23 protein-coding genes are annotated in these 26,965 nt (G+C 59.6%); 10 read left to right on the top strand and 13 right to left on the bottom strand.

Annotation, left to right across the window (positions count from 1 at the left end; genetic code table 11):
* Positions 1 to 112: 112 nt before the first annotated feature.
* Positions 113 to 1,834 (top strand): hypothetical protein, encoded by a 1,722-nt coding sequence (locus Q7U39_10220; protein MDO9118324.1) that lies wholly within the window; start codon positions 113 to 115, stop codon positions 1,832 to 1,834.
* Between the two features lie 75 nt (positions 1,835 to 1,909).
* On the opposite strand, the gene Q7U39_10215 is transcribed toward Q7U39_10220, so the two are convergent.
* Positions 1,910 to 2,701 (bottom strand): hypothetical protein, encoded by a 792-nt coding sequence (locus Q7U39_10215; GenBank protein MDO9118323.1) that lies wholly within the window; start codon positions 2,699 to 2,701, stop codon positions 1,910 to 1,912.
* A 169-nt stretch (positions 2,702 to 2,870) separates the two neighbouring features.
* Between Q7U39_10215 and Q7U39_10210 the strand changes: the two genes are divergently transcribed.
* Complete coding sequence (locus Q7U39_10210; protein MDO9118322.1) at positions 2,871 to 4,418, top strand: beta-propeller fold lactonase family protein; 1,548 nt, start codon at positions 2,871 to 2,873, stop codon at positions 4,416 to 4,418.
* A 231-nt stretch (positions 4,419 to 4,649) separates the two neighbouring features.
* Here Q7U39_10210 and Q7U39_10205 read toward each other — a convergent pair whose 3' ends face one another.
* From Q7U39_10205 to Q7U39_10180, 6 genes are read right to left on the bottom strand one after another with little or no spacing between them, the layout of a single operon-like run.
* Positions 4,650 to 6,530: an ATP-binding protein gene (locus Q7U39_10205; GenBank protein ID MDO9118321.1), complete on the bottom strand. Its 1,881-nt coding sequence runs from the start codon at positions 6,528 to 6,530 to the stop codon at positions 4,650 to 4,652.
* Positions 6,531 to 8,843, bottom strand: coding sequence for a GAF domain-containing protein (locus tag Q7U39_10200; GenBank protein MDO9118320.1), 2,313 nt, complete (start codon positions 8,841 to 8,843; stop codon positions 6,531 to 6,533).
* A gap of 12 nt (positions 8,844 to 8,855) precedes the next feature.
* The gene (locus Q7U39_10195; protein ID MDO9118319.1) at positions 8,856 to 9,620 is read right to left on the bottom strand and encodes a prepilin-type N-terminal cleavage/methylation domain-containing protein; all 765 of its coding nucleotides are present in this window, start codon (positions 9,618 to 9,620) and stop codon (positions 8,856 to 8,858) included.
* 4 nt (positions 9,621 to 9,624) lie between these two features.
* Entirely contained in the window at positions 9,625 to 10,332 is a 708-nt protein-coding gene (locus tag Q7U39_10190; GenBank protein MDO9118318.1) for a methyl-accepting chemotaxis protein, read from the bottom strand.
* Between the two features lie 2 nt (positions 10,333 to 10,334).
* Complete coding sequence (locus Q7U39_10185; GenBank protein ID MDO9118317.1) at positions 10,335 to 11,003, bottom strand: hypothetical protein; 669 nt, start codon at positions 11,001 to 11,003, stop codon at positions 10,335 to 10,337.
* Positions 11,000 to 11,440: a hypothetical protein gene (locus tag Q7U39_10180; protein ID MDO9118316.1), complete on the bottom strand. Its 441-nt coding sequence runs from the start codon at positions 11,438 to 11,440 to the stop codon at positions 11,000 to 11,002. The genes Q7U39_10185 and Q7U39_10180 overlap by 4 nt, the downstream gene beginning before the upstream one ends.
* A gap of 172 nt (positions 11,441 to 11,612) precedes the next feature.
* Between Q7U39_10180 and Q7U39_10175 the strand changes: the two genes are divergently transcribed.
* On the top strand, positions 11,613 to 15,923 hold the full coding sequence (locus Q7U39_10175; GenBank protein ID MDO9118315.1) for a DEAD/DEAH box helicase: 4,311 nt from the start codon (positions 11,613 to 11,615) through the stop codon (positions 15,921 to 15,923).
* Here the strand turns inward: Q7U39_10175 and Q7U39_10170 are convergent.
* On the bottom strand, positions 15,912 to 16,766 hold the full coding sequence (locus Q7U39_10170) for a universal stress protein (GenBank protein ID MDO9118314.1): 855 nt from the start codon (positions 16,764 to 16,766) through the stop codon (positions 15,912 to 15,914). The genes Q7U39_10175 and Q7U39_10170 overlap by 12 nt on opposite strands.
* A gap of 17 nt (positions 16,767 to 16,783) precedes the next feature.
* Positions 16,784 to 17,203: a DUF3015 family protein gene (locus Q7U39_10165; GenBank protein ID MDO9118313.1), complete on the bottom strand. Its 420-nt coding sequence runs from the start codon at positions 17,201 to 17,203 to the stop codon at positions 16,784 to 16,786.
* Positions 17,204 to 17,320: 117 nt separating this feature from the next.
* On the opposite strand from Q7U39_10165, the gene Q7U39_10160 reads away from it, so the two are divergent.
* Positions 17,321 to 18,391 carry a hypothetical protein gene (locus tag Q7U39_10160; protein MDO9118312.1) on the top strand — a complete coding sequence of 357 codons (1,071 nt, stop codon included), beginning with the start codon at positions 17,321 to 17,323 and terminating at the stop codon, positions 18,389 to 18,391.
* A gap of 316 nt (positions 18,392 to 18,707) precedes the next feature.
* On the opposite strand, the gene Q7U39_10155 is transcribed toward Q7U39_10160, so the two are convergent.
* The 4 genes from Q7U39_10155 to Q7U39_10140 form a co-directional block, all read right to left on the bottom strand.
* Positions 18,708 to 20,060 carry a DUF2330 domain-containing protein gene (locus tag Q7U39_10155; GenBank protein MDO9118311.1) on the bottom strand — a complete coding sequence of 451 codons (1,353 nt, stop codon included), beginning with the start codon at positions 20,058 to 20,060 and terminating at the stop codon, positions 18,708 to 18,710.
* Positions 20,057 to 20,944: an RnfABCDGE type electron transport complex subunit D gene (locus tag Q7U39_10150; protein ID MDO9118310.1), complete on the bottom strand. Its 888-nt coding sequence runs from the start codon at positions 20,942 to 20,944 to the stop codon at positions 20,057 to 20,059. Before Q7U39_10150 ends, Q7U39_10155 begins: the two co-directional genes overlap by 4 nt.
* Positions 20,945 to 21,038: 94 nt before the next feature.
* Positions 21,039 to 21,458 carry a DUF86 domain-containing protein gene (locus Q7U39_10145; GenBank protein ID MDO9118309.1) on the bottom strand — a complete coding sequence of 140 codons (420 nt, stop codon included), beginning with the start codon at positions 21,456 to 21,458 and terminating at the stop codon, positions 21,039 to 21,041.
* A complete protein-coding gene (locus Q7U39_10140; protein ID MDO9118308.1) occupies positions 21,443 to 21,862 on the bottom strand; it encodes a nucleotidyltransferase domain-containing protein in 420 nt (139 codons plus the stop codon). The genes Q7U39_10145 and Q7U39_10140 overlap by 16 nt, the downstream gene beginning before the upstream one ends.
* 191 nt (positions 21,863 to 22,053) lie before the next feature.
* On the opposite strand from Q7U39_10140, the gene Q7U39_10135 reads away from it, so the two are divergent.
* The 6 genes from Q7U39_10135 to Q7U39_10110 all read left to right on the top strand — a co-directional run bounded on the left by Q7U39_10135 (position 22,054) and on the right by Q7U39_10110 (position 26,786).
* Positions 22,054 to 22,500 (top strand): hypothetical protein, encoded by a 447-nt coding sequence (locus Q7U39_10135; GenBank protein MDO9118307.1) that lies wholly within the window; start codon positions 22,054 to 22,056, stop codon positions 22,498 to 22,500.
* A gap of 115 nt (positions 22,501 to 22,615) precedes the next feature.
* The gene (locus Q7U39_10130) at positions 22,616 to 23,503 is read left to right on the top strand and encodes a hypothetical protein (GenBank protein ID MDO9118306.1); all 888 of its coding nucleotides are present in this window, start codon (positions 22,616 to 22,618) and stop codon (positions 23,501 to 23,503) included.
* A gap of 242 nt (positions 23,504 to 23,745) precedes the next feature.
* Entirely contained in the window at positions 23,746 to 24,204 is a 459-nt protein-coding gene (locus tag Q7U39_10125) for a hypothetical protein (GenBank protein ID MDO9118305.1), read from the top strand.
* A gap of 129 nt (positions 24,205 to 24,333) precedes the next feature.
* Positions 24,334 to 24,789 (top strand): hypothetical protein, encoded by a 456-nt coding sequence (locus Q7U39_10120; protein ID MDO9118304.1) that lies wholly within the window; start codon positions 24,334 to 24,336, stop codon positions 24,787 to 24,789.
* Entirely contained in the window at positions 24,789 to 25,172 is a 384-nt protein-coding gene (locus Q7U39_10115) for a hypothetical protein (protein ID MDO9118303.1), read from the top strand. Before Q7U39_10120 ends, Q7U39_10115 begins: the two co-directional genes overlap by 1 nt.
* Before the next feature lie 228 nt (positions 25,173 to 25,400).
* Positions 25,401 to 26,786, top strand: coding sequence for a hypothetical protein (locus Q7U39_10110; protein ID MDO9118302.1), 1,386 nt, complete (start codon positions 25,401 to 25,403; stop codon positions 26,784 to 26,786).
* The last annotated feature ends 179 nt before the right edge of the window (positions 26,787 to 26,965 follow it).

Genomic DNA, 26,965 nt, shown 5'->3' with positions numbered 1-26,965 from the left:
CGGGGAGGGGTCGACAGAATAGAAATGCGCCTGCTATCGTACTTCTTCGGGAGTGTGGCCTCAGGACAGGTGACAGTTTCAAGCTCGATGGTTGAAAGAGAACAATGCGCCCATGACTGTCACTTCAAGAGCTCGCATCAAACGAACGATCCTCTTCATCACCGGCGTGCTGTTTGTTGGAGGGGCAGTCATTGCATTTAAGCTCGGGTTGTCGACCGCCGTGCCGGACGCCCGGCATCTGCTTAGTATTCTGGGTACATCCTACTTTCTCGCATGGGGCGCATACGCGCTGCTCTCTCATATCCCGCGGGATGAAATCAGAAGCCAATTCGTATTGATGACACTGTCTCTTGCGGCGGTGCTCCTTTTGGCTGAAGTTCCTGTCTGGCTCAATCTCATCGATTATAGGAAGACCTTCGGGGCCACTAGCTTTCTTCCGTGGGAACAGCCCAATTATGTTCCGGATCGTGAGTTGCTGGCGCTCCCACGTCCCGGGTCTACCGTGAAGACGGTGTTCGGTCGGGGCAACATCGGCGAAGGCATCTGCCTTCCGATCCAGCCTGCCGAACCTTTCGACGTTAAGTATGACAAGAATGGATTCAGGAACGATCAGGATCTCGCAGAGGCAGCGATCGCCGTCATCGGGGATTCGTATGTGGAGTCCCCTATGTTGCCAGGATCGTTTCTTGCGACGACTCGATTGGCGGAGCTGTCGGGAGGAGCAGTCGCTAACCTCGGACAATCCGGCTACGGCCCTCAGCAGGAATTGGCGGTGTTGAAGCGCTACGCCCTTCCTCTTCGCCCAAAGTGGATTGTATGGGTCTTCTACGAAGGCAATGATCTTGTTGACGCCCTAAGTTACGAGAACCGGGTGTCTGCTCTGAACGGCATGTGGAATAGGATGAGTCTGGCCTGGGACCGTTCGTTTTTTCTCAATAGCCTCATGGCGCTGGCACGATGGATCCATGGTTGTGTGCCGAACCAGCGGATCGCAGGGAATTATGGCTTGATGGATGGCGGGGACGGTCACGAGCAACGGATCTATTTCCTGGACCACACTTCATCCGTTGTGCCGACTGGACAGGAATTGAAGGCGTTACAGACAACCGCGAACACTCTCAAGGAGGCCTATGAATTGGCTCGGAGCAAGGGCGCAGGCTTTATGGTCGCATTTGCTCCGACTAAGTTCAGGGTGTATCACGACATTGCCCGGTTTGATGGAAATGCACAGGGAGATCTGAAGTGGTGGGAGTTGAACGATTTGCCGGAACGGCTCCGTCGATTGGTAGCGGATATTTCACCGGACATCCACTATATCGACCTCACGCCTGCACTGTCGGCTGCGGCAAAGGCAAAGCAGCTGGTATTTATCCCTGACGACACCCATTGGACCAGCGATGGCCATCGAGTCGTGGCCGAGACGCTGCACCACGCACTCGCCTACGCGGCACGGGAATCACCCGTAAGGTATGAAAGCAGGACGCATGCAAAGGCCGGCGGCAGTGTGGACATTGCCAAGGGTGCCATGATGGTGCGGAATAAGGACGGGACCGTTCGCTACTGGAGCGATAGGGCAAGCGAGTTGTACGGATGGGACAAGAAGAGCGCACTGGGGAAGGTATCCCACCAGCTTCTCCATACGGTCTTTCCAGTTTCGCTCGAGCATATTGAATCAGAGCTATTAGCCAAAGGGTTTTGGGAGGGGCGCCTGATTCATGAACGACGCGACGGAACGAAAGTCACGGTCTTCAGTCGCTGGGAGCTCCAGCAGGATGTCGACGCCAAGGGCCAATCAATCACCATCGTAGAAATCAATAGGGAGTCGCCTGCGTAACGGGGCATATTCACAGGGCCGGTCGATGTATTGATAACGAGCCTGCTACGGCATGGAGGACTGCCGGGTTCATCTCTACGGAGAATCGAGTTCACGGAGCGAGCGGTAGAGGTCGACGTGGGCCAATTGCAGTCCGGCGTCTCGAGGAAATTTGGTAGAGACGATTCGTTTCCCCGTCTCTTCCTGTGTGGCGTTGTCAGCAGCGCGGCAAGCATCAGGGCCCAGCATCGTCTCGCAGATGTCTTCCCACGTGCGGGGCTGGCCGTCGCTGACGTTGTAGGCTTCGCCGGGCTGCCCTCGTTCCACGGCGGCGAGGCAGATGGCCGCGAGGTCTTCGACGTGGATCAGGTTGACGTATTTGCGCGTTGGGCCGACACGGCCGCTTCTGATCCAGTCGAGGGGATTGCGTCCTGGGCCGTAAATGCCGGCGACGCGCAGCACGATGGCGCCATGTTCCAGGCGGAGGTGTTCTTCGCCTTGCACGCGAGGCTTACTTAGATCGATCGGAGCGGTTTCATCGATCCAAGGTGGTGGGTATGCGTGGGAGACTCCCGTGTCATAGGCGGAGGTGCTGCCGAGTACCACCAGGCGGCGGGCTGAGCCGCTCAGCGACGCAGCGAATTGCCGGACGAGCTCAAGTGGCGTTGCGGGAAAGCACCAGAGGAGATCGGCATCGCGGGGAATATTCGTCCACGTGTCCTGCTGGGACAGGTCAAACCGGAGACGGTGGGCCGGCGGCACATAGCTGAGATGCTGCTCCGGGGATCGGCTGGTGGCGAAGACCGTTGGCGAACGATCGGCGATGAGCGGCCAGAGAAAACGGGCGGTGTAGCCGGAGCCAAGTATGACGAGGGGATTGAGTAGCACGATGGAACACTCCGTCCGGTTTCACCCACAATCTGACAGCGCACGACCGGCAAAGTCTATGGAAAACATGAACCTCTCGATTGGCATTAGTTTTCCATAGTGCTACGCTATCGCAAGAGCAGTCGTGACTGCATAGTGTGTGAAGTAGATTAGGTGTGGAGGATGTACCATGAAGAAATCGTTGTCGATTATGTACGCGTTGTCAGGACTGTTTCTTCTCACCGGCTGTCCAAGCGACGGCGGCGGGGTCGGCGGGAATTTCACATTGGGGGCAGGAGCGGCTTCCACTAAATATGCGTATGTCGTGAATAATAACAACGCTGGATCAGGAACGCTTTCAATTTATAGTGCGAATACGGGGACTGGCGCACTGACTTTACTTTCCGCCTCAACAGTGCTCGGAACAGACCCTCAGTCTGTGACCGTGGATCCTACTGGAAGGTTTGTGTATGTCGTGAACAAGGGCTTGAGCTCTGTCACGCCGTATACGTTGGATACCTCCACGGGGCTGCTTTCTGCAGGTAGTACTGTAACGGCGACGCTCTCTGGGCCTACGTCTCTGGTGGTTGACCCGAGGGGCCGCTTTGCGTATGTGGGGAACGCTACGACCAACGACGTGTCCGTGTTTACGATCGATCAAACGGCGGGCGCGTTGACGGTGGGGACGGCGGTAGCAGCGGGGACGGCGCCGAGCAGTGTGGCGGTGGACCCCACAGGGCGGTTTGTGTATGTGACGAACGCTAATACGAGTGATGTGTCTGCCTTCACCATCAGCTCGAGTACTGGAGCATTGAGCAGTGTTGCCGGATCGCCGTTCCTAGCTGGTTCGTCGCCGAGCTCTGTGACTGTCGAGCCGACGGGACGGTTTGTGTACGTGGCAAATGCGAACGCTAATACGATTTCAGTGTTTAGCGTTGATCAAAGTAGTGGGGCGTTATCGCTTGGATCGTCTGCTTCTACCGTAACCGGGCCGCAATCGGTGTCTGTTGATCCAGCGGGGAGATTTCTCTATGTAGTAACCAACGTGGCTTCCGACAATGTACGTGTGTTTTCAATCGCTCCGACTACGGGGGCTTTGTCGGAAGTCTCCGGTTCACCATTTGATGCCGGCGATTTCCCCAAGTCCGTGTCTGTCGATCCAAGTGGCCGGTTTCTCTACGTGGCAAACAGAAACTCGAACAACGTGTCGGTGTTCGCTATTGATGCGGCGACGGGCGTACTGACCGCTGGGGTATCGATTGGGGCAGGCACGACTCCTGTATCTGTGGCTGTTGCCAATCCACAGCAACGATTTGCGTATGCTGCCAACAGCACTGGCGGTACGGTGTCTGTGTTTTCTGGGGACAAAGACAGTGGCGTCTTAAATGCAGGAACAGCAGTTTCCTCTGGCACCGGACCCCGGAGCGTGGCGGTGGATCCGACGGGCCGGTTTGTGTATGCGGGGAATACGACGTCGAACAACGTGTCGGTCTATACGATCAATCAAACGACGGGCGCGTTGACGGCGGGGACGGCGGTAGCAGCGGGGACGGCGCCGAGCAGCGTGGCGGTGGATCCGACGGGCCGGTTTGTGTATGTGACGAATTCAGGGTCGAATACGATTTCGAAGTTCAACGTCGACGGAAGTACTGGGGCGTTAACCAGCCAGGCTACGGTAGCAGCGGGTAGTGGTCCGGCATCAGTTGCGACAACCGGACGTTTAGCCTCTCGTCGCTAGTAGGCCTTTCGGGGTAGGACGCGGCCTTGACTCCCTTAGAGCGGCATCCTAGCATCACGGGATGCCGCTCTCTTCTTTCCATCCCCTCATTGCCGACTGGTTTCGGTCGCAGGTCGGGCAGCCGACGACTCAATCCGATTCGAGTGTGCTGATCGCAGCCCCGACCGGAACTAGATCGACTCCAATTTTCACGTGCAGGTAACGTAGAGGTGGTTGGATCTACGGCCAGAGCTATGCGGCTCTCTTCTTGAGTTCAGCTTGAAAGACGATGCAGGTATCGGCAAACGAGGCTTCGAGTGGATCGAGTAATGGCTCGGCATCCATGACTGATCCTCGACGACTGATGGCTTCGATCTGCTGGCACAAGTCGGACAGCGAGACTGCACCGAGCACGGCACTGCGGGATTTTAAGCTGTGCGCGGCTTCGTTGACGAGTTGGGCTTGTCCGGCGGCAACTCCCCGACGAAGCTGGTCGACGAGCTGCTGCGAGTCCTTCAGGTAGAGCGTCAGAACCTTAGCGAGCATGTCCGGCTTCCCGGGCCGCTGCAGCGCGGTAATCGAATGCCATGCTTGACGGTCGACGGTCGGGGGCGCTGCGTGTATGGCATCTGCCGGTGGGGCATCTCCAGCCTGCGTGGATCCGGTTTGTGCAGGGATTTCAGGAGCAGCGCTCTGCGCCAGCCACGAGGTCACCACCCGTTGCAGTTGTTCCATCGTGAAGGGTTTAGAAAGGTAGTCGCTCATCCCTGAGGCCAGGCAGTGGGCGCGATCACCGGGTGTCGCATGGGCTGTCAGTGCCACAATGGGAATAGGTTGCGTCGACGTGCCGCCGCCCAGTTCGGCTTCCCATGTCCGGATGAGGCGCGTCGCTTCGAACCCATCCATCTCAGGCATCTGACAATCCATCAAGATGAGATCGTAGCGACTCTTCTTCGCACAATCGACCACCTCTCGCCCATTCTGTGCGACGGTGACGGAGCAACCCAGGCTTTCGAGCATCAGCGTCGCGATCTCTTGATTGACGGGATTGTCCTCGCCCAACAGGACCGCACCGGTCAGTTGAGGTTGTGCGGTCGACGCCGGAGTCGATGATGCGGATGGGAGCGGGATCTTGCCGAGCAAACCCAGCAGCGCTTCATGAAAAGCATCGTAGCGGAGCGGTTTGGTGATGAAGGGAGTCCTGCCGAACACCGGGTCTTGTTCGACCTCGGCCCGGCGGACGAAGGACACCAGCCGCAGCGTGGGCACCGCGGCAAGAGTGGAGTCAGACGTCAGGGCCTGCAGGAGTTCGATATCGCTCATATCTGTGCATGCTTCATCGATGAGCGCGATCACCTGGCCGCCCTCCGTGGCCAGTTCGTTCATGACCTGTTCAAGAAATTCCGCGCCTGTATCGGCCGTTCGGGGGGTGATGCCCCAGGGGGCGAGATACCGTGTGAGCAGCTGACGAGTCACGGCGTGATTCACGGCGGCGCAAATCCGGACCCCTGTGAGTGCAGGATCGGGCACGTGCAAGGCGTCGGGCTCGGCTTGTACGGGCAAGGGAAGCGTAACCCAGAACGTGCTGCCTTGCCCGATGACGCTGTGGACCCCGATGGTGCCGCCCATCAATTCACTGAGTTGTTTGCAAATGCTGAGTCCCAGGCCGGTGCCGCCATGGACCCTGGTCGAGGACCCATCCACTTGAGAAAACGATTGGAAGAGCCTCGCCTGGCCTTCGGAACTGATGCCGGTTCCTGTGTCGCTGACCGCAATGCGGAAGATTGCCGGCCCGGCTTCTCGTGGCGGCGGCACGTCTACGGTGACGTGTACGCGCACGTCCCCCTGTTGGGTGAACTTGATGGCATTCCCGAGGAGATTCGTCAGGATCTGGCGGATGCGAATGGGATCGCCGATGACCGCGGTAGGCGCCGATGGATCATACTCCGCCAGCAGCTGCAGACCTTTCCGTTGCGCACGCTCGGCTAACTGTTCCGCCGTGCGTTCGACCAGGTCTCGGAGGTCGAGGGCGGCCGGCTGGATTTCCAGTTTCCCGGCTTCGATCTTCGAGAAGTCGAGAATATCGTTGATGAGGGCCAGCAAGGTGTCGCCGGAGTTGTGAATGGTCTCCACCTAGTGGCGCTGCGTGTCGGACAGCGACGTGTGCGCAAGGATCTCGGTCATCCCGATCACGCCGTTCATCGGGGTCCGGATCTCGTGGCTCATGTTGGCGAGGAATTCCGCTTTCGCTTTGGTCGCGTCTTCGGCCGCGAGTTTGGCGATGGCCAGAGCTTCTTCGGCCTCGCGGCGGCGAGCGGCCTCCAGCACCAGCGTCATGAAGTTTCCGAGGGCTTGCGCAAACTGCTGTTCGTCAGCGGCCCATTCTCTTGGAGCCCCCACATGTTCGACCGTCACCACTCCGGCCAAGCCTGCCTTGGTATGAAACGGGGCGTCCAGCCGTGAACTGATGCCACGCGGCGAAAGGACGTCGGACGTTAACTCGTGAAATGGTGGATCTTGCTGTGCCTGCGCAGCCGCGAGGACCTGCCCGCGCTGGAGCTTCTCGAAATAGTCAGGATATCGTGAGAGCGACCGCGTGGGTTCCGGTCCATGACGCCCCGTGGACCGTTCGTAACTGTCGAGGCAGTAGAGGAGGCGGCGGCTCGCTTCAAAGATCCATACACTGGTCCGTTCGACTCCGAGGGCCTGGGCGGCCGTCGTCGTGACCAGTTGGGCCGCTTCAGCCAGTGAGCCTTCAAATACCGTCCGGTCTTTGACAAGGTTCAGAGTAGCAGTCTGCTGATGCCGCAGCCGTTCTTCTTTTGTCTCCAGCGACTGGTTCTCGGCTTGCAACACTGTGGCCCGCTCCTCGGCCTCGTGTTTCGCCTCGACGGCTCCGACGAGCTCCATCTGTGCGCGCACGCGCGATTCGATGGCACGGCTGTTGGTGAGGGCGACGGCGACTTGATCGGCCAACCGACGGGCCGAGACGACATCGTCGGCGGAAGGGGATTTCCCTGGCCGATACGCGAGCACCAGCGCGCCGGTGACGAGTGTGTCTGCGAAGATCGGAAAGACCGCGAAACTTGTGAGCTGGAGCGCTCTGAGGCCCGTCAGATAATCGGGCAAGGCGGTGGCTCCCAGCATGGCATGGTGTGGATGAATCTGGAGAAAGGCCAGATCCGCCTCAGTAAACCGACAGCCGGTCTCGGTAAATTCAGTTTCCGACCAGGAGTTCAGGTGCCGCACCGACAGGCTCGTCGATCCCGGGCGGCCCGATTCCATCAGCGCCATGCCCACGGCGTCACAGGCGACGGTTTCGGAGATGCGAGACTGCACGAGCCGCGTCATCGCCTTGGGCTCATGACTGGAGAGGATGGCGTGGCTGATGGCCGAGAGAGTTTCCAGCATGTGAAACTGTTGGCTGAGCTGGCCGGTCATACGATTGAACGAGGCGGCCAGGTCTTCAAACTCGTCCCGGCTCGTGACGGTGACGCGAGTCGTAAAGTCTCCGCCGGCGAGGCGCATTGTGCCTTCCTGCAAGAGGGTCACCGGTTGCAGGCTCCGGCGGATATGCGAGAGGCTGAGCAGCCCCACGAGACTCAACGCCGAGGCGATGACCAGAAGAAAGGTGTGCCGGAACTGATCAACTGGAGCGAGGGCAGACTCTCTCGTTTGGCTCAGCGCGACGATCCAGGGATCTGCAAGAAAGATGTATCGCAGGGGCACCGTCCAGGCGCCCGCGACGTAGTCGTGTTCACCCGAGTGCCAGACGAACGCTTCTGTCATAGGGGCGGCCAGGTCCTGCCGTTGGAGCGTCGGGAGCGCGATCCGCTCCTGAAAGGTCGAGTAGAGGATCCGCCGGTCATGGCCTTCAACGGCCAGGTCGGTTTCTGCCGGCAGCATGTCTTTTGACTGCATGCCCCAGAGTAGCGTTTCATCGATTGAGGCTGAGAGGAGGCCGGCCTCCCATCGATCCGGATTGACGGCGCGAGTCAAAACAATGTCCCGAAGGTTGTTGGCGGCGGACTGAAACCGGAGCAGCGTCTTGCCTGCCTTGAGGTGGCTCACCTGCGTCTCGTTCAGATGGTGATGCGAGGGGCTGTCGTACTTTAGTAGGCGCAGCTCCCGGAAACGGTGCCCCAGTTCCTTTACTGACGCGGTGAGTGTCGAGTCCTCTACGACGGGTCCGTCCTGCGGCAGTCCATCGGCGAGGCGATCGAGATCCGCCTTGAGTGTCAGGAGATGGTTGTACAGTACCATCCCCTGGGCCTTGCTCTCCTGTTGGAGGCGAAGCGAGGATTGCGCAATCAACTGATCGGTAACTTGCCGGTACGACACCCAGCCAAGGATCGATGTTGGAACCAGCGCGCAGAGTATGAAGAGCCCCAGCATGCGGCGGGCGATGCGACTCTGGAGCAGGGACGTGGAGAATAATGCCTTCATGATTCCCGCGAATTAGAAGTAGGCCGCGAGGCCGTAAAAGCCACCATCGCTGGCGCGAATAATGTCATCGTGACTCTTGGGAGCCGTGAGAGGAGCGACGGTCTGTCCGTCCCGTCCCATGCTGTAAATATCGAAATCGGAGTTGATCGGAACCAGGAAGCGATCCTTCCGTGCTCCTCCGACCCCGCCGCAGGGTGGGCCACCGCCTCCGCTCGGGGTGCTGCTGCCTCCACTCGCACTGCTTCCGCCTCCGCTCGCGCTGCTTCCACCGCCACTCCCCGCAACGAGCTGGATCAATTTCTGGGTATGGGTGTTTCCGACTGTGAGGAGTATCCGTCCTGCATGGGCTGGGGAAGGATCGGCGACGGGAATGATACGGCCTTCAGATTCCCCATCAGGACGATCGGGTTGGTGGAGATAGCCGATGTCAACGGGGCCGCAATTAATCCGGTAATACTGATAGGGATTCCCCCATGGATCAAGCAACGTGCTCCGGCCAATTTGCGCCAGGGTGTCGGGGTATTGCCCCGCTGAAAGGGCAAAGCCTTGAAGCTCTTTGGCCAGGCCGTGAAGCTCGGCGACGGTCCTTGCAATCCGTGCTTTATAGAGAAAGTCGGTATAGGTCGGCCCGGCCAAGGAAGCCAGAATGCCGGCAATTGCCACCGCGATCATGAGTTCGATCAACGTGAAGCCGGTGGCGGTACCCCATGCGCCAGGTGCCGTCTGTTGGATTGCCTGACCTGTGCGCTGACGAGTCTTGTGTAGGCTGCGGTCCAAGTGTCTATCCCCTATGAGTTTTGAACCAATCGAGGGACTCTTTTAGGCTCGCCAGATCCTGTTCGGTCTGTTGCACGAGTGTGGCGAGGGTTGGATTGTGTTCACGGGCAACGGCTTCTTTGAGCCGTTCGACGTCCAACGCCAGCGTTGTCTGCGCTTGTTTGCTTGTGCTGATTCTGGCCTGGAGTTGGGCCGTCATCCGATTCAAGAGGTCTGCTTCAGGCGTCAGGTAGTCGTGTTGGCGGAGTGTCGCTCTGATGGACAGGTCGCCCTCGCCGATCTCTCGGTAGAGCTGCTTGAATCGATAGAGGGGGCCGGCGATGCGATGCACCACCCGCAGGGAGTGCAGGCAATGGATGGTCAGTACCGCCACGGCTCCCAGTGCCCAAGGCCAGTATCGGGCGTGCAGATTGAGCAAGTCGGTTGCGACGACGGCTCGCTCCTGCCAGGAGAGCGCCGGGTTGTCGAGGGCTTGCATGAGGGGCCTGAACACGGGGATGGCCAACAGCAGCGCGATCATCATTGTGTACGTGAGGGTCAGGATGAGGAGGCGCGCCTGAATCGGATGCACGAAGGCCAGCCGTCGTCTCTGTGTGTGAGGGTTCTGTAGCCCGGATTGGCGATGGCGCAGGGGCGGATGTGCCGCTGAAGAGGCGGGTGGCGCTTCAGTGGACGGAGTCGGGTTGCTCGTGACGGGAAGCACGTCGTTCATGGCTATGCCGCCTTCAACCTGGCCGGTGGGTCATCGGTGACCCGATCCGCAAACTCAAGGGACAGTTGAGAGGGTGACAGCGGTGCCTCCTGTGGCTTGAATGCCGCGACGCAGAGCTGGAGTTGGGAGATATCCGTTTCGAGCGCTTGGAGCGCAGCGTTCAACTGGTTCGACGACTGCTGTTGGATCGGACGGACCGCATCCTCATAGGTCTGGGCTATGGCTGTGCCATGCCGATGTAGCAGCGCCATGTGGTGTTCCAGATAGTCGAGCATGGCGTTGAAGTCCCGCGCTTCCCGATGGAGATAATCGTGTTTCCGTAATCTGGCGCGTTGGTGAAGGTGCCCGGCTCCGATGGATCGGAAGAGTGTGGCGAATCGATAGAGGGGACCGGCGATGCGGTGCATGAAATACATGGAGTGCAGGAGCAACCCGAGGAACGTCACGAGCAGCCAGGGCCACACCCGCGTGTTCAGCTCCAGAATCTGGGTCGCGACCTGGGCACGTTCTTCCCAGGAGACCGTGGGAGTTTCTAGGGGCTGTGCCATCGGGAGGAAGACCGCGCCGTAGAGCACGATCAAGAGGCATGAGAAATACACCAGCGTCGTGGCGACAAACCAGTACTGAATGGGATGTACGAAGAGCTGTCGCCGTTTGAAGTAGGCGATCACGACTCCACCATGGTTCTGGTCCAGATGAGGTGGGATTGATTTTTGAAGGTGATGGTCTGCTCGCGAGAATCGTAGAAGAATACGAGCGTCTGTTCCTCGTTTCGAGAGTTGCCGTAGACGAGTGTGTAGAGCACGCGGCGCCCCTCAGGGACGGTTTCCAGCCGACGAACCGCTTGAGCATCGAGATGATCCCCCCCTGCACTGAAAACGACGGCGTGTTTGGTCATCACCAGCATGCCGCTTTCATAGCCCGGTGCGGCCGTACTCCATGTGCCGATCAACTCCTCCGGGCAAGATACGGCTGGCCTCCTCGTTGCCATCATGAGGATGAGCCCTATGATGAGGCCGAAGGCCATGAGGAGGAGTATCGACGACCGCATGGTGGTCCGTGGCTCAGCGGAGTCTCCGGAGTGTGTGTTCTGCAGCGTCGTATGCATAGTCACCTGTGAGCGCCATTGAGGCACGGTTGTCCATGACGCCAGCCGGCGAATGGATCTCTTCGCTACCTCTATCGGTCAATGGTGCGGTGACTTTACTTCGCGGAGAGAGTGGATAGACCAGTGGTCTGGCCTGGTGGAGCAGCCCTGTAGTGCGTGCTAAGATGCCGCGATGACGCTGTCCCGCTTTCATCCCCTCATCGCGGAATGGTTCCTGACGCAGGTCGGGCAGCCGACGGATGTGCAGCGGCAGGCTTGGCCGGCGATTCAATCCGGCGCGGATGCGCTGATTGCCGCGCCGACCGGATCGGGCAAAACCCTCGCGGCGTTTCTCTCCTGCATCGATTCTCTCTTCAAGCAAGCGCTTGCTCGTGAACTCGACGATCATACGCAGGTGTTGTACGTCTCGCCGCTCAAGGCCCTGAGCAACGACATTCAGAAAAATCTTCAAAAACCATTGGCGGAAATCGGGCAGATGGCGTTGCAAGCGGGCCTGCTCATGCCGGAGCTGCGCGTGCTGGTGCGCACCGGCGATACCCCGATGGCGGATCGGCAGCAGATGCTGAAGCGGCCGCCGCATATTCTCGTGACGACTCCGGAGTCGCTGTTCATCCTCCTGACGGCGGACAAGAGTCGTCGCATGTTGCAGACGGTGCGAACGGTGATCGTCGATGAAATTCATGCCCTGGCGCCGAACAAGCGGGGCGCTCACGTGGCCCTGTCGCTGGAGCGGCTGGAAGCGTTGACGCTAGTGAAGCCGCAACGCATCGGCTTGTCGGCCACGCAACGGCCCATCGAATTGGTGGCGGAGTTTCTGGTCGGAGCTCGCCCGCGTCCGACGATCATCGATGTCGGCCATCGCCGCGAGATGGATCTGGCGGTTGAGGTGCCGAAGGATGAGCTGAGCGCCGTGGCCACGAACGCCATCTGGTCCGATGTCTATGACCGTGTGGCTGAACTCGTGCGGCAGCACCGGTCGACACTGGTGTTTGTGAACACCCGACGGCTGGCTGAACGGGTGTCGCACTACCTGGAAGAGCGGCTCCACGATCTGGGCCCTGACGTGGTAGCGGCGCATCACGGCAGTCTGTCGCGGCAGATTCGTCTGTCGGCGGAGGAACGGTTGAAGACCGGCAAGACGCGCGTCGTCATTGCCACGGCCTCGTTGGAACTGGGGATCGATGTCGGCACGGTCGATCTCGTCTGTCAGATCGGTTCGCCGAGAGCGATCGCCACCGGGCTGCAACGGATCGGCCGTGCGGGCCACTGGGTCAAGGCGATTCCCAAAGGCCGTATCTTTGCCATGACGCGGGATGAACTGCTGGAGTGCGCGGCGCTCGTGCGCGCGATCCGCCGGGGGACGCTGGATCAGATCACGATCCCGCCTGCTCCGCTCGACATTCTTTCCCAACAGATGGTCGCCGCCGCGGCCACTCAGACCTGGACGGAAGAAGAGCTGTTCGCTTTGGTCCGTCGCGCCTATTCCTATCGGGATCTGTCGCGGGCCGAATTCGATGGCGTCCTGCATATGCTGGCCGATGGGATCGCCACTCAGCGGGGGCGGGGCCTGGCCTATCTGTTCCATGACCGGATCAACGGGCGGATCAAGGGACGGCGAGGCGCGCGGCTGGCGGCGATCACCTCCGGGGGCGCCATTCCAGATACGGCTAACTACGCGGTGGTGGCGGAGCCCGATGGGACGGTGGTGGGATCGGTCGACGAGGATTTCGCGGTGGAGAGTTTGGCCGGCGACATCATGTTGTTGGGTAATACGTCGTGGCGCATCAAAGGGATCGAGGCGGGGAAGGTCCGTGTGGAAGATGCCCAGGGCGCGCCGCCGAACATTCCGTTCTGGCGTGGCGAGGCTCCGTCGAGGACAGCCGAATTATCGGCGGAAGTAGCTTCATTACGGCACGTGATTGCTGAGCGTGCGCTGTCTGATGATCCGGCTGTCAGTCAGGTGTCAGCCATCGGCTGGCTCAAAAACGAGTGTGCATTGGATCAGCGTGGTGCACAGCAGGCCATCGAGTACGTGCTCACCGGCAAGGCCGTACTGGGGACCGTGCCGACGCAGGACACGATCGTCGCTGAGCGGTTCTTCGACGAAAGCGGCGGGATGCAGCTGGTTTTGCACGCGCCCTTTGGCGGGCGGATCAACCGGGCCTGGGGCCTCGCCCTGCGCAAACGGTTCTGCGTCACGTTCGATTTCGAGCTGCAGGCCGCGGCGACCGACAATGGTTTGGTGATTTCGCTGGGCGAGAAGCACAGTTTCCCGCTGGAATCGGTCTTCGGCTATCTCCACTCGAAGTCGGTCCGTGAAGTATTGATTCAAGCAGTCTTGCTCGCGCCGATGTTCGCGACGCGTTGGCGGTGGAATGCATCGCGGTCGCTGGCGCTGCTCAGATTTTCCAACGGCAAGAAGGTGCCGCCGCAGATTCAGCGGATGAAGTCGGAAGATTTGCTCGCGGCGGTCTTCCCGGATGCGATCGCCTGCCAGGAGAATCTGACCGGCGAGCGGGCAGCCAGGCAGATTCCGGATCATCCCCTCGTGAACGAAACGATCCGAGATTGCCTGACGGAGGCGATGGATCTGGAGGGGCTGACGGCCGTGCTGCAGGCCATCGAAGCCGGCACGATTCGCTGCGTCGCGGTGGATACGCCCGTGCCCTCGGTCTTTTCCCATGAGATTCTGAACGCCAACCCCTACGCGTTTCTCGATGACGCGCCGCTGGAAGAGCGCCGCGCCCGGGCGGTGGAAATGCGGCGGACGCTACCGCCGGAGATGCTCGGGCAGGTCGGCGCACTCGACCCGGCGGCGATTGAGGAGGTCGAGCGGGAGGCGTGGCCGGTGGTGCGAGATGCCGACGAACTGCACGATGCGCTGCTGACACTGGTGTGGGTGCCGGTCAAAGAGGGAGCGGCTTGGATCGTGTGTTTGCCGCGCCTTATCGAAGAAGGGCGGATAGTGGAGTTGTCGTCGAGCGATGGGGGGCGAGCGGTGCAGGGCTGGGTGGCGGCGGAGAATCGAGAGCGGGTTGAACGATTGCTTGCGGCCGGCGACGAAGAAGTGCTTGTCGCGGTGGTGCAGGGGTGGATGGAGAGTATCGGACCGACGACGGTGCAGCATCTGGCCGACCGGCTGCATGTGTCTGTCGATGGTGTCATGGCAGCGATGCTGAAATTAGAAACGCAAGGCCAGGTCCTCCGCGGGCAATTCAGAACACACTCAGGACTCAGTACCCAGGACTCAGCACTCTCCGGCATCTCCGCCTCCGAATGGTGTCACCGCCGACTTCTGGCGCGGATCCATCGATTGACGATCGGCCGGTTGCGCAAGGACATCGAGCCGGTCACTGCCGCCGAGTTCATGCGCTTTCTGCTTCAGTGGCAGCATGTGACGCCGGGCTCTCGGCAGCATGGGGAGGCCGGACTCACGCAGATCATCACGCAATTGGCTGGGTTTGAAGCGGCGGCTTCCGCCTGGGAACCGCAGCTCTTGCGTGTGCGCCTGGCGAAATACGAGCCGGAGTTTCTAGACCGTCTCTGTCTCAGCGGCGCGGTCAGTTGGGGGCGTATTTCGCCGCATCCGCGTTTGGCCTTCTCAGGTGACGCTGATAAGGCGCGGCGCATCGTGCCCACGAGCGTTGCCCCGATCAGTCTGTTTCCGCGTGAGGACGGAGAGTGGTTGATGGCGGCATTCGCAGAGGGTGCGGCGCAAGCCGGACCTGATCCCTATGGCCAGTTGAGTGCCGTGGCCCAGGACCTGCGCCGTGCATTGCACGAGCGAGGCGCGAGCTTCTTTGCCGATCTGGTGCGGCTGACTAATCATCTTCCGGCGGAAGTCGAGGCGGGGCTCTGGGAGTTGGTCGCGGCGGGCCTGGTGACGGCCGACGGGTTCGACAATCTCCGCGCTCTCATGGATCCGCGGCGCCGCCGTGCCGAGGGCCGGGAACGGGCGCGCCGGCCACGGCATACAGCGGGTCGCTGGTCGCTGCTTCGCAACGCGGTCAGCCGTCAGCCATCGGCGCTCAGTTCTGCAGAGCAGACGGCCCGCCAGCTCTTGCGCCGGTACGGGGTGGTCTTTCGGGATCTGTTGGTACGGGAGTCGTTGGTGCAGTCGTGGCGGGACCTGCTCGTGGTGTATCGGAAATTGGAACTGCAAGGGGAGCTGCGCGGCGGTCGCTTTGTGACGGGCTTTGTCGGCGAGCAGTTCGCGCTGCCGGAAGCAGTGGAGGCCCTGCGCGCGCTGCGCAAGTCAGTGGGCAGCGTTACGACGGGACAAGAGATCAAACTGTCCGCGTCCGATCCGTTGAATCTCGCCGGAATCATTCTGCCGGGGCCGAAAATTCCGGCCGTGCCGACGAATTTTCTCATTCTCAAAGACGGGGTGGTCGTGCGTACGGTGCTGCGAAAGCAGTCTGAAGGAATGTCGGGAATGTCGGACGGGCCGGTGAGTGTGGTGCGGAGGATGTCAGACCGGTAGGGCCAGCAGCGGGCAGCGGGCGCCGCGGAGTACACGTTCGGTGGTGCTGCCTCGCATGAGATCCAGTAAGGTATGCTGCTTCGACGTCGTCATGACGATGAGATCGACATCGAAATCTTTCCCCATCGCGAGAATCACCTCCACGACATTTCCCTGGCAGGCCATCGTGTGCCAGAGCCAACCGGTCTTGATCGGGTAGTGGAGCGAGTGCAATGTGCGATCGTCTCCTACTTGCACGACAATCACCGTGAGATTGTCGCAGCCCAGGGCGGCCGCCAACTGCGCGGTCATGTCGATGGCCAGTTGCGGGCTGTATTCCGCGCTCACCGGCACCAGCACCCGGCGGAGTTTCGGTTGTCCTGAATCCTTTGCCACGAATCCTTCGACCTGCGCGGGGACGAACAGCGTGGCCATTTGACTCTCACGGGCGACCGGTTCGGCAACACTCTCATGCTGCCATCGGGCGAGTCCTTCGTGCTGATTCGTGGACATCACCAGCAAATCGGCCGGATGCTTGGCGAGGTAATGGAGAATGGCTTCGGTCCGGTTCTTTGCCACTGTCCGAGTCTTCTTGATCGCGATCCCCAGGTCGGCCACCTGCTCGCGTGGACTGCCGTGAGGAAGGAGCCCCCAGCGTTCAAGTAACGGCCGGACTTTGGGAAAGTCTTCGAAATCCGCCCGGGGAACATCCGGGTCAATGTGCATGATCGACAGCTCGCCGTGAGCGGCCACGGCCAGTTTCACCGCGTGGACCAGTCCGGTGTGGCTGTCCTCTGAAAAATCAGAGGGATGGAGGATTCGTTGAAAAGGGAGTGTCGCGGCGGAGGCTTGAGGTGTGGTCATACGAGATCCGACAGGGGTTAGTGGGATAGCCGATAGGGTTGGGCGGTTTCGTGAAGCTGCGCGAGCCACTGCTCCGGGGCCGCATGGGAGCCTGGCCAATCTTGGGCATAGCGGCGTTGGATCGCGGCGCCGAAGTCTGCGCGCCGGGGCTCCGGCACGCCGAGCAAGGTCCCGACGGCGGTCAGATACTCGCCGGATCCGGCCGCGATGTTCTGCTCCATGTTCTCCCGGCTCGCCGCGATTAAGGCAAGCGCCTTGTAGTCCGGCTTCACCAGCCCATCTTCTGAAACCCAGCTATGAACCGATGATGTGGTGCCGCTGACATTGGAGGTCGTATCCATCGTCTGATCGAGCGTGGCCTTGAATGAACAGCCGCTGGAGAGGGTTAGCGTCAGGAGCGTGAGAGCAAGGCGTACCGAAATTGATGGTGTGCGCATAGGAGCTCCTTCTCCGCGAGGAAGTCGAATAGCCAATATCTAGAGGCACTATACCACAGCACCCCTTAAGTTTAGCTAGGGGGGATCCGATAAGGTCCACAGGAAGGAACAGCAGTTATGCCTATCTCAGCTTTGACCCCGTTCGACCCATCCAAATTCTTCCAGGCTCCGGCGGCGAATGCGGCGGGCGCTCAGCGGTTGGATACGAAAGTGTCCGCCATTTCCGCGTCGACGGACCTGAGCGGACAGTTGAGCGTGACGACGGCCGAAGGCGACAAGATCACGCTGACCGCCGACTTTGAAGCCCGGTATCGGGCAGCGACCTATCAGGCGAAGGCGGAGACGGAACAGGGCTCGGTCGAGGTCAAGGCCACGAGCGTTGAGGCGTCATTGAAGAAGCAGTATGGCGTGACGGTCGAAGGGGATCTGAACGAGCAGGAGTTGCACGATCTCGAAAAGCTGTTCCGTAAGGTAAGCAATATTTTCCGCAAGTATTTCCGCGGCCAGGACGACGAAGCGCTGGCCAAGACGGCCACGCTCGCCGACAAGTTCGGGGGGCTGTCATCACTATCCAGCTTGGACCTCAGTATCAATGTCGAACGATCGGTGACGGTTGTGGCAGCTCAGGTGGCGTCGTCCGTGACCGGACAGCCAGCGTTGCCGGAGAATCAACCGGCTCCGACTCCAACCTCAACCCAGACATCCCGCATTCCCTCAACACCGGTTACCCCGGGTGCGGCGCCTTCGACGGTTGCGGCGATCCCGCAATCGTCAACCGGTACCACGGCGCCCACCCAGCCTTCGACGGATGCAGCGGCTCCGGCAGCGGACGCGACGACTCGCCTCGTCGCTCCGGCGCCGGGTGCCTCGCAGCCGAAGTCGCTGGTTGAGCAAGTCTTAGCCGCGCTTGACGAGGCGAAGGTGGAATCAGAAAAGATCCGGAAGTATCTGCCGGACTTCCTCAAAAAGTTGCGCGAGAATCTTGGCCGGGAATTGAGGGGCGAGCGTGAACGGACTCCGCAGGCGTCCCCCGCCGGACCACCGGAAACTCCAGCCGCCCTTCCTGCGACTCCTGTTGCCGGACAACCGGAGTCCCCAGTGAGCACTCCTTCGACGACGGTCAACGGCGCAGTCTTGGCGTATCGATCGGTCAGCCTGACGTCGGTCTCCCTCTCGATCAGGACATAGCGCAGGATCGTTCTCCTGCTAGCAGGATGCTGAAAAAGTCCGCCAGCGGCGTTCTCGCTTCACGAAGAGGCTCAACGTACCAACTTGTATGCCTCGCCTCTTCGTTCGCTGCGGCCTTGCTGGACGGCCTTTTTGAGCATCCTGTGGTCGTTCTGGCCGCGGCGCCACTCCGAGTATTTGGGCCGTGTTTTCCCATGCACCGAGTTTTTCCGCAGCCTGCAAGAGCAAGAAGCGTCGGCCGCGGGGCTGGCGTCGAGCGAAGACGACGGCGAGGCCTGGTGATACCAGGCCTCGCCGTTGTCGTGTGTGCGCGGTGCTAGTTCGCCCACAACTGCCGATACCACTTCTTCCCCTCGACGGTCGGCACGGCAGCGATGTTCATCGTCTTGCGGATCTCGCCGATATTCCAGCCGGTCAATGTGGCCAGCGTTTGCGCTTCCCGTTCATAGCGTTCCCGCAGTTGCTGGCGATAGGTGGTCGCCGCCGCGCATTCGTCCGTGCCGGTCCAGGGATGGCGTAGGATGTAGCGTGCCTGGAAATTCGACCGATCCGAAGTTTCCTGGAACATCAGGTCTTCGGGGAAGTGCGCCGCGTCATAGCGAACGTGCAGGCGGGTCAGGAATACGTTCTGGGCCATCGGCATGCTCCGGCCTCGTTGTGGGCCGCCGAGGCTGTCCTGCCAGAACACCCCCAGCCCGCGCAGCTCCTCGGCTGAGAGGGGGGTGGCCGCGCAGGGATCGCACCAATTCATGTCCCAGGCATATTCCAGAAACACGCCTCGCTCGCTCTCGCGCTTCACTTGTTGCGTAAAGAGATCGCGATAGAAGTCCCCGAATTTGTCCTTCACATAAAGCGGGATCTCTTGCGCTTCCGGCAAGCGGACTGTGCGGTAGTTCGTGGTCTCGACGCGGCCTTGCTGGGTCAGGAAATAGATGAACAGTTCCTGGGCGCCGTCGGCGTTCACCGTACCCAGGCGAATCGGCAGCATGAACTTCGGCGATTCAAAGGCAATCTGGAGCGGCCGTAGATGCGTGAGGCCCAGCTTGGCTTGTTCGCCCAGATTGACCTTGGCCACAAAGAACTTCAGATTTTGTTTTAGATAGCTATGGAGCACGGCCGAAGCCCCGTGGGGAATCTTGTAGTCGTTTTCCGTCAGCCAGGTTTCCAGGCCGGCGCTTTCCTTCGCCGAGAGGATGAGAATGTCGTATTCGCCGACGAGGTACTGCGCCTCCACCGTCACGCCCAGGACCTGATCGCGTTCGCGTTTGGCTTCGGCGGCGGCCGGGGCCATGCTTTTCATGGTGCCCATCCGGTCCTGCATCATGTCGTAGCGTCGGCAGGGATTCTCGTCGAAGTATTCCACCAGCCGGGGGGCCGAATAGTCGGCCAGATGTTTCAGCACGGCCGGATCGCCGACGTGGATTTGCTCCTTCTCCAGGACCGTCGGCACCGGCACCACCATCGCAAATTCCTTCACGTCGCCTTTGAAATCGTTGGCCATCGTGATGACGGTCTTGTTGTCGTGGCGCGCGATGGCGACTTCCGACGCTTTGTTGAAGAGCTTCGTATCGGCCTTGCCGACATAGAAGCCGCAGAACGCGGAAGCTTCGCTGCTCCAGGTACACAGGCCAAGGAATAATGTGAGCATGGGAATAACGATGCGTCTCATGAGAACCTCCTTTGATGTGAAAGGGACAGGCGACAGGCTGCTGGGCACAGGGGAGAACCGGGCGAAGAACCATTCGATGGGGCTGACCAGCTGTATCGAACGCCTTGAAATAAATAGTCGATGGCCGGGACCAGCGGCGCACAGGCGATCAAGCCCCAGAGCGGGCCGTTGGGTTTGAATAAGCCGAATTGCACATAGAGAGCAGCCAGCGTGACGAGCAGGGCGTAGAAGATCCGGCCGCTTCTGGAATCAGGGGTCGTTTTGGGATCGGAGATCATGAAGAAGGCAAAGATGAGCAGTGCGCCGCTTTCAATCTGATGCAGCGGGATCGTGAGCGGATCGCCAAGCCAGAGCGCTCGTGCGAACAACAGACCGACATAGAAGGCAAGAAAGGCGAGGGTCACATCGGCCCGCGCCGCCCGGGTGACCACGAGGCTGCCGAGGCAGGCGATGAGAAAGCCGAACCAGGCGACCTGCCCCCACTGCCCGGGCGAAATCCAGCCGAGCCCGCCGGCAATCATGACGACCAGCGCCAGATTCGTCGGATTGAAGACGTGCTTGTCTTTCCAGCGGATGACGAACTTACTGCCGATCGCGATGACGGCGGCCAACGCGGCCAGGGTGAGGTCGTCTGTGCGGAGCAGGAGGCAGAGAGAGAGGGCCGAGATCAGCGGGCTCTTGGGGTCAAAGGCAGGTAGATCGTAAATGCGCGTGCCGGCATATTGAGTCAGTAACGCCGCGCCGATCGTGAGGGCGATTTGCCCGGGCGACACCGTGAAGTGCAGCCAGCCGAGGCCATACAGGAGCAGTGTGCTGAGGCTGGCAATCTGGTACAGACGGGGATCGAGCGCTGAAAGATGCGTCTTGAGTCGATGCAGGTTCATCAGGCACCTCGTGAGTAGAGTGGCGTTGCCTTCTACCCACGATATGGCGCGAGGAATGGAATCCTTTCAGGGGAAAGAGGGGGGAGTTTGAGGCTCAGCGTTTGGCGAGTTGCTGGGCAATGGCTTTGGCAAATTGCCGGAAATCGTCGAGGTGGCGGGTGCAGATCTGATAGACGATGTTCCAATCGATGGTCTGATAGCTATGCACGGCGATGTTTCTAAATCCCACGGCTTTCATCATCCGGTCTGCCAAGGCGGGGGGAATGACGTTCACCTCCTGCAGAATGGCGAAATTGTCGGCCATGGTCGAGGGCGCTTTGGAGGAGGTGTCGACGATGACATGCGCGGCAAGGTCGACGCAGAGTTGGACGGCACGCTGAAGATTGAGCGCGATGATGTCTTGGAGATCGGGGTCGTGGGCCAGCGGGTCGGCAGAGGGCGGTGTCTTGTCGGCAATTCGCTCGACGCAACGCCGGAGTGATTCGAGCTTGGCTTGGACTATGTCCCGATCCATGCGTGCCTTCTATCGGACAATATCCGGCGGTAGTAAGGCATCACATCGGCCTCTTCATAGATCATGCGCAGGAGGAGTTCAGCGTAGCGCGTCCGATCGTTGCAGAGAATCATGTGCCCCTGTGTGAAGATCCGGTGCAACAGCGGGCTATGTACCTGGTCGAGGTCGATGAGGTCCACAGGCCGCCCGAATGTCAGCGCAAGGTCTTCAATGAGCGCGATACGAGCCTCGGCCGTGAGCGGCGTGACGGTGGCAATGGCCACGTCGAGGTCGCTGTCCGGCCGCGCATGCCCTGTGGCTGTGGACCCGAAAAGGATCGCAATGGCCACAGCGGTGTGGCGAGCCATGACATGAGCGATTTGTCGCTCAATGCCGGAAAGGGCTTGTGGTACCTGTTGTGCCATGATTCCTGAGTATCACGATTGCCTCAAAGCTGCAAGGATATGGGGTGAGGAGGGGGCAATCCCCGATGGGGGCAGTCTTGGCAATGCCTGCCCGTCAGAAGGAGACAATTGACAGGCCGGAAGCGTGTCGTTAGGGTTCCATGAAATAATGGTGGGTTGATGTGCTGGTCGGCTGAAAAGGGGGAAGACGCATGCCCAATAACTATGCCGTGTTGAATGATGGGAGCGTGGTGGTGGAGCTGTGGACAGGGCAGGTCACTCACGACGAAGTTCTTGCACATGGACGACGGCATTTGAGCGATCCGTTGGTGAAGCCCGGTGCGGCCGTTCTGGTCGACGCCGAGAGGGCTCACTTCAGCACGACCATTGACGAGGTGAAAGAGATCGTGGACCTGTACGGTCAAGTCATCGGTCGACTCAAGGTGGGCCGGATGGCGCTCCTAGTGAACAGGGAAACCTATGAACGAGCCCTGGTGCTCTTGAAAGAAGCGGAAGGCTATGGCGTGAAGGTCATCGTCTTCAACTCTCCCGACATCGCTTGCACCTGGTTAGGCCTCGACGTCAATGTGGCGCGCGCTCAATTGCAGGCTCTTCAGGCGCAATCAGCTCAGGGCGATTTTGCACCACCCATTTCCTGAGCCTGGAGATGAGCTGTGAGTAGGATGCCGGCTGTCGCTGAGTCGCAAGATGGTAAGGAAAAACAAGGGGGATGACCCGTAAATCTGTTTCAGGTACGGCCAGAATTGGAGGACCATGATGATCAGGACGAGGACTCGCGTTGCTGTTGCTGTGGTAGCCACGATGGCGTTGTGGGGAGTGCCCGGTGTCGGGTTGGCCGACTGTGTGGACGGAGTACGTGATGCGACACCGGCCGAGCTCGGATTCGCGGCTCGAGCTGAAGCGGCGCTGGCAGCGGCATTGCCCGCTCCGGTTGCCAATAGCGAGCGGCGCGGTGCTCCGTACGACTTTTCACGCCAGCCGCGCCTGTCCTTCTGCCGTGGTACAGGGGAAGGGGCGTTTTCGTCCAATGCGAGCGGCGGCTATCTGTACAAGTTCCCCAAGGCCGAGGCCGATCGCATGTATGCCGAGCGCAAGAGTCTTGAAAAGCAAATTGAGGAATTAGAAAAGCTCCCGCCGGAGAAAGAGGGGCAGCACAAGCAGTTGCTCGCGCAAATGCGCACGGCGTACGACGCCGCGCCACGGCGGTCGCGAAAAGATCCTCCCTTCACGTCGGAGCAACAGGCGCAAGCGGACCGCGCCAATGCCGAAGGCCGAAAGCTCGAGGAGGCCGCCAATAAGTTCGTCACCGATCACAAGGCCGGCGTCAAACCGCAGGCCGATCTTCTGCGCGCACAGGCCAAGCGGCTTGAGACGTTTCCCCAGGAAATCACGGTGCGTCTCGCGATGAATGTGGAGCGCTTTCCGGAGGCCGCCCCGACCACGGCGACGTTCGGCGTCGCGAGTGCGCGGCGCAGCGAAGGCTTGCGCGTGCACAACGTGATGGTGCTCGTCGAGGGGCCGGAAGGTCCGGCCCGGCAGGCGTTGCTCGACGCAGTGGACAAGGACTATGTGCGGGGACTCGTGGGGCAGCCGCTGCCGGACGTTGCGGCGTCGAAGGCACGGGCTGAACGCGCCCCGTAGACGCCGCCTGCGGTCGCAACTGTGAGAACGAAACCGGGAGGTTCTGTTCTTTCTTTGAATTGGATGCAACCGCCACAACCGACCAGTGACGCCGAGCGCAGGGTCGTTCGCTGGTTTCTGGCCCTGAACACAAAGGGGTCTGGCCATTGAATTCTTAGTTCGCAGTCGCGTCTCCACATCTATTCACGCGCCTGACGGTTCCAAACCTTTGTGTCGGCCCGTAGGGGGCAGGAGTATCTGCAATGCCAAAGACAATACATCTCGTTGCGGGATTACTGGCGGCGCTAACAATCGCCACGTTTTTTCTATCCTCTGTAGCCGTGGAACTCTTTGGGGCTCATGAGGCAGTAGCAACCGTAAAGGCGCTAATCGTCATGCCCGGTCTGTTTATTCTGATTCCAGCCATTGCGGCTACTGGTGGAAGTGGCTTCGTCATCGCGAAGTCTCGCAAGGGGAGGCTCGTTGACGCGAAGAAGAGGCGGATGCCCTTCATTGCTGCGAACGGCTTGCTGGTATTGCTGCCCTGCGCCATTGTTCTTGATCGCTTGGCTTCGGCCGGTGCATTCGACACGACTTTTTACGTGGTTCAGGGTATAGAGCTTCTCGCCGGAGCTGTAAATCTTACGCTCATGGGCATGAATATCCGCGATGGCATAAGAATGAGCGGTCGATTTCAGGCGACTCCAACAGCCGCGCGCTGACACTGCGCTGCAGCGGACAGTGTAGGCGCTGGAAGTGGTTTCAGAAACCAGTGATTGCCGCTATGCATTGATGGAGCGCGGTTTCACGATGTGTGAACAAGTATTCTTATCCAGGGGCAAGGTCGGCACATGCGCTATTTCATAGGGCTCATACTGGTATTCGTGTGGTTGGGGACTGCGAAAGCGCTGACGCCTCTGCCAGATAACTCGCCCGGCTTCTTTTCGGGTGAATGGGCGGGGGCGGGTCATCATGGCGCCTATTGCTATCTGAACCTGAGTGCTGACGGCTGGGGGTGGGTGTTCATCGATGGCGGGACGGGCGACTGGCTGGGCGCCCGCATGCAATGGCGCAATCAGCAACAGTCCCTGCAAGTCGAACAAATCATCCCGCTCATGGCTTCCGCCCAACTGCGCGTCATGCCATTGAAACAATTTGTCCTCAGCAGCGGATTTAATCAATCGTTGAAATTGACGTGGAATGAACCGTCCGGCGGGTGCCACTTACAAAAGATAGATGCAACCGCACGGCATCTTCTTGGGGCACGCCAAACACTGGAGAGCGTGCGGCAGGGAGCAAGCAAGTGATGAAGGACGGAAATGCATTCTGGCGGGCCGTCCGCATCTCCTGGCCGGTGCTCGGGGGGCTATGGGGCGCGTGGATAGGATTTGGGGGGTATCTCGGGATTGCCCCCAATGCCGATAGCTTTGCGATGCTGTTCGCGATGGGGTTTTATGCGATGTTCGCAGTGGCCGGTCTCTTGGCCGGCGTCGCACTAGGTGGGCTGACCGGTGGAATAGCCGAGTGGCTGCTTCGGCGAGTTGGCGTGGGGCTTGCCGGCGCGCTGATCGTGGCGACGGTGGTGAATGCGTTGGTGTTATGGCAAGCCGCCAGTTTCGTTCAGGCAAAGTATCCCGGCTTGAACGCCCCTGCGGCGAAGCCCTCAGTGTCTTTGCAATCAAATCTTTGATAGAGAATCCCTGTGCGTACCTGGAGATCGAACACGGTTCCAGAGCCGTTGCCTGTTCTAGCTGAAGGCAGAGATCGACGTGATGATTGGGGAAAAGTAGAAGGGCGCTGTTTGGTGACACCAGGTGGATTCTTCTTTAGCCAAGCTTTGGGTTGCTTGAGGTGAACGTGGATTGTTCGATCAAAACAAAGGGGCGGATCCCTTAAGACTGACCGGGGAAAGGCAATCATGCCAGTCATCAAGTACTACGGCAGCAATCGGCCAGGCTCCATCAAAGAACATGTCTACTATGAAGATCCAAGACACCCCTGTTTTCAAGGCAGACATGAAGCATGGGTTTCTGTGTGTAGAGCTTGCGAAGATTCGGGGGTGCCTCGCAGTCAATGGAATGCTTGCTATTTGGAGCATATTCTTGAATCACCTTATGAAGGGATGAATTATGTCGGTGGTGTAGGAGTGGTAGATAGCGATCAGGTTTTTCCCTTTGATCGAGCTATTTCTTCGGAAGAGTATGAAGAACTTAAGCGCGTGATTCTTTCAGCTAACGAGGCATACAGCAATCAACTTATTGCTACCCGTAACGCACAGAATGATCCTAATCGACGTGCCGATCCAGAGCATGAGCATAATCGATGGAGGACTCGAATATGGATCGAATCTTACACGGAGCTTACATGCCATGTGGCGTATCGAGTTGACCAATCGTGCCATGCCTATGCCAGGGTGCGCCAATACTTCCCTGATGGAATGACGCGCCACCTGGTAGACCTCTATCATTTACGCGAAAGAAACATCGGTGAGGCAATCTATGATGGTCTTGAAAGAGCTGAGCGACTCGTTGATCTCTTGGCACTTGCAGGCTTTGGGGCGGCATCAGTATGCGAGGTAGTGGGGACATCTCCTTCAACCTGCCGAGAGGGTTTGCCATTTGAAATTGCAACTCTTCAAGCTCGAATTGAGAATACCCCTGTGCCGATAGACCCTGAAGCTTTGGAGAATGCTCGGGTAGGAGAAGCTGATCACCTCCCGCTTCGCCTCTTGCGCGAGGGCCTCAGTGCAAAGCTTCCGACGGCTTCCCTGGCATCGTATTGGAATGCTCTTGAGCGGCAGGCAGATGATCAGGCTAGGGAATCTGGAGCAAGGCGAACGGTGAGCTGCCAGAAGTGTGGTGATATGCGTGAGGTGGGGTGGGATATCAAGAAAAGTTTCGAGGCTATGTATGCTGCTGCCCGTGTTGATGCGGATTTTGATCAACAACGATCGTTGCGGGGCCGGATCCAGCATGGCGATACTTGTCTTAGCTCACTAACTCCATCCGAACTTCTGCTAGAGGTCAGTCGTTTACAAAGGACTGCAATAGTATCCGTAAGCAACCGAATTGGTTTGCTCCCTCAAACGGGCGAATATCTTGTGGCCGGCGTTCCCGTTTCTGTTTTCGAGTGCACTATCGAAGGGGGCCTCTGCACAGTTAATGTGCGCAAATTTGAGGTTGGTGCGGTTCCCAGCCTCCTTCCCATTCGTGCCTCCCATAATGGAAGGCGGGCCTTTCGAGCAGGTTTGGACTTGCCCCCTAAAATCAACCCTCTCGTCTTGCCACCTATGGAACATGAGTAGCAAACAGGGGCACTATGGAACCCTAAACGGGGACATTCTGGACTTCCCAGGCTTTAACGGACACCTTTAAGAGGGTCGTTAGCACAAAGGGAGGTTCAATGGGCAATCGACGCAGAGCGCAGGGCGTCCGAGTGAAGTACGCGTTTATCAAGGCACATCGTAGCGAGTTTGATACGGCC

The sequence above is a fragment of the Nitrospira sp. genome, assembly GCA_030653545.1.
Lineage (GTDB): Bacteria > Nitrospirota > Nitrospiria > Nitrospirales > Nitrospiraceae > Nitrospira_D.
This window is presented reverse-complemented; position numbering and strand designations above follow the sequence as displayed.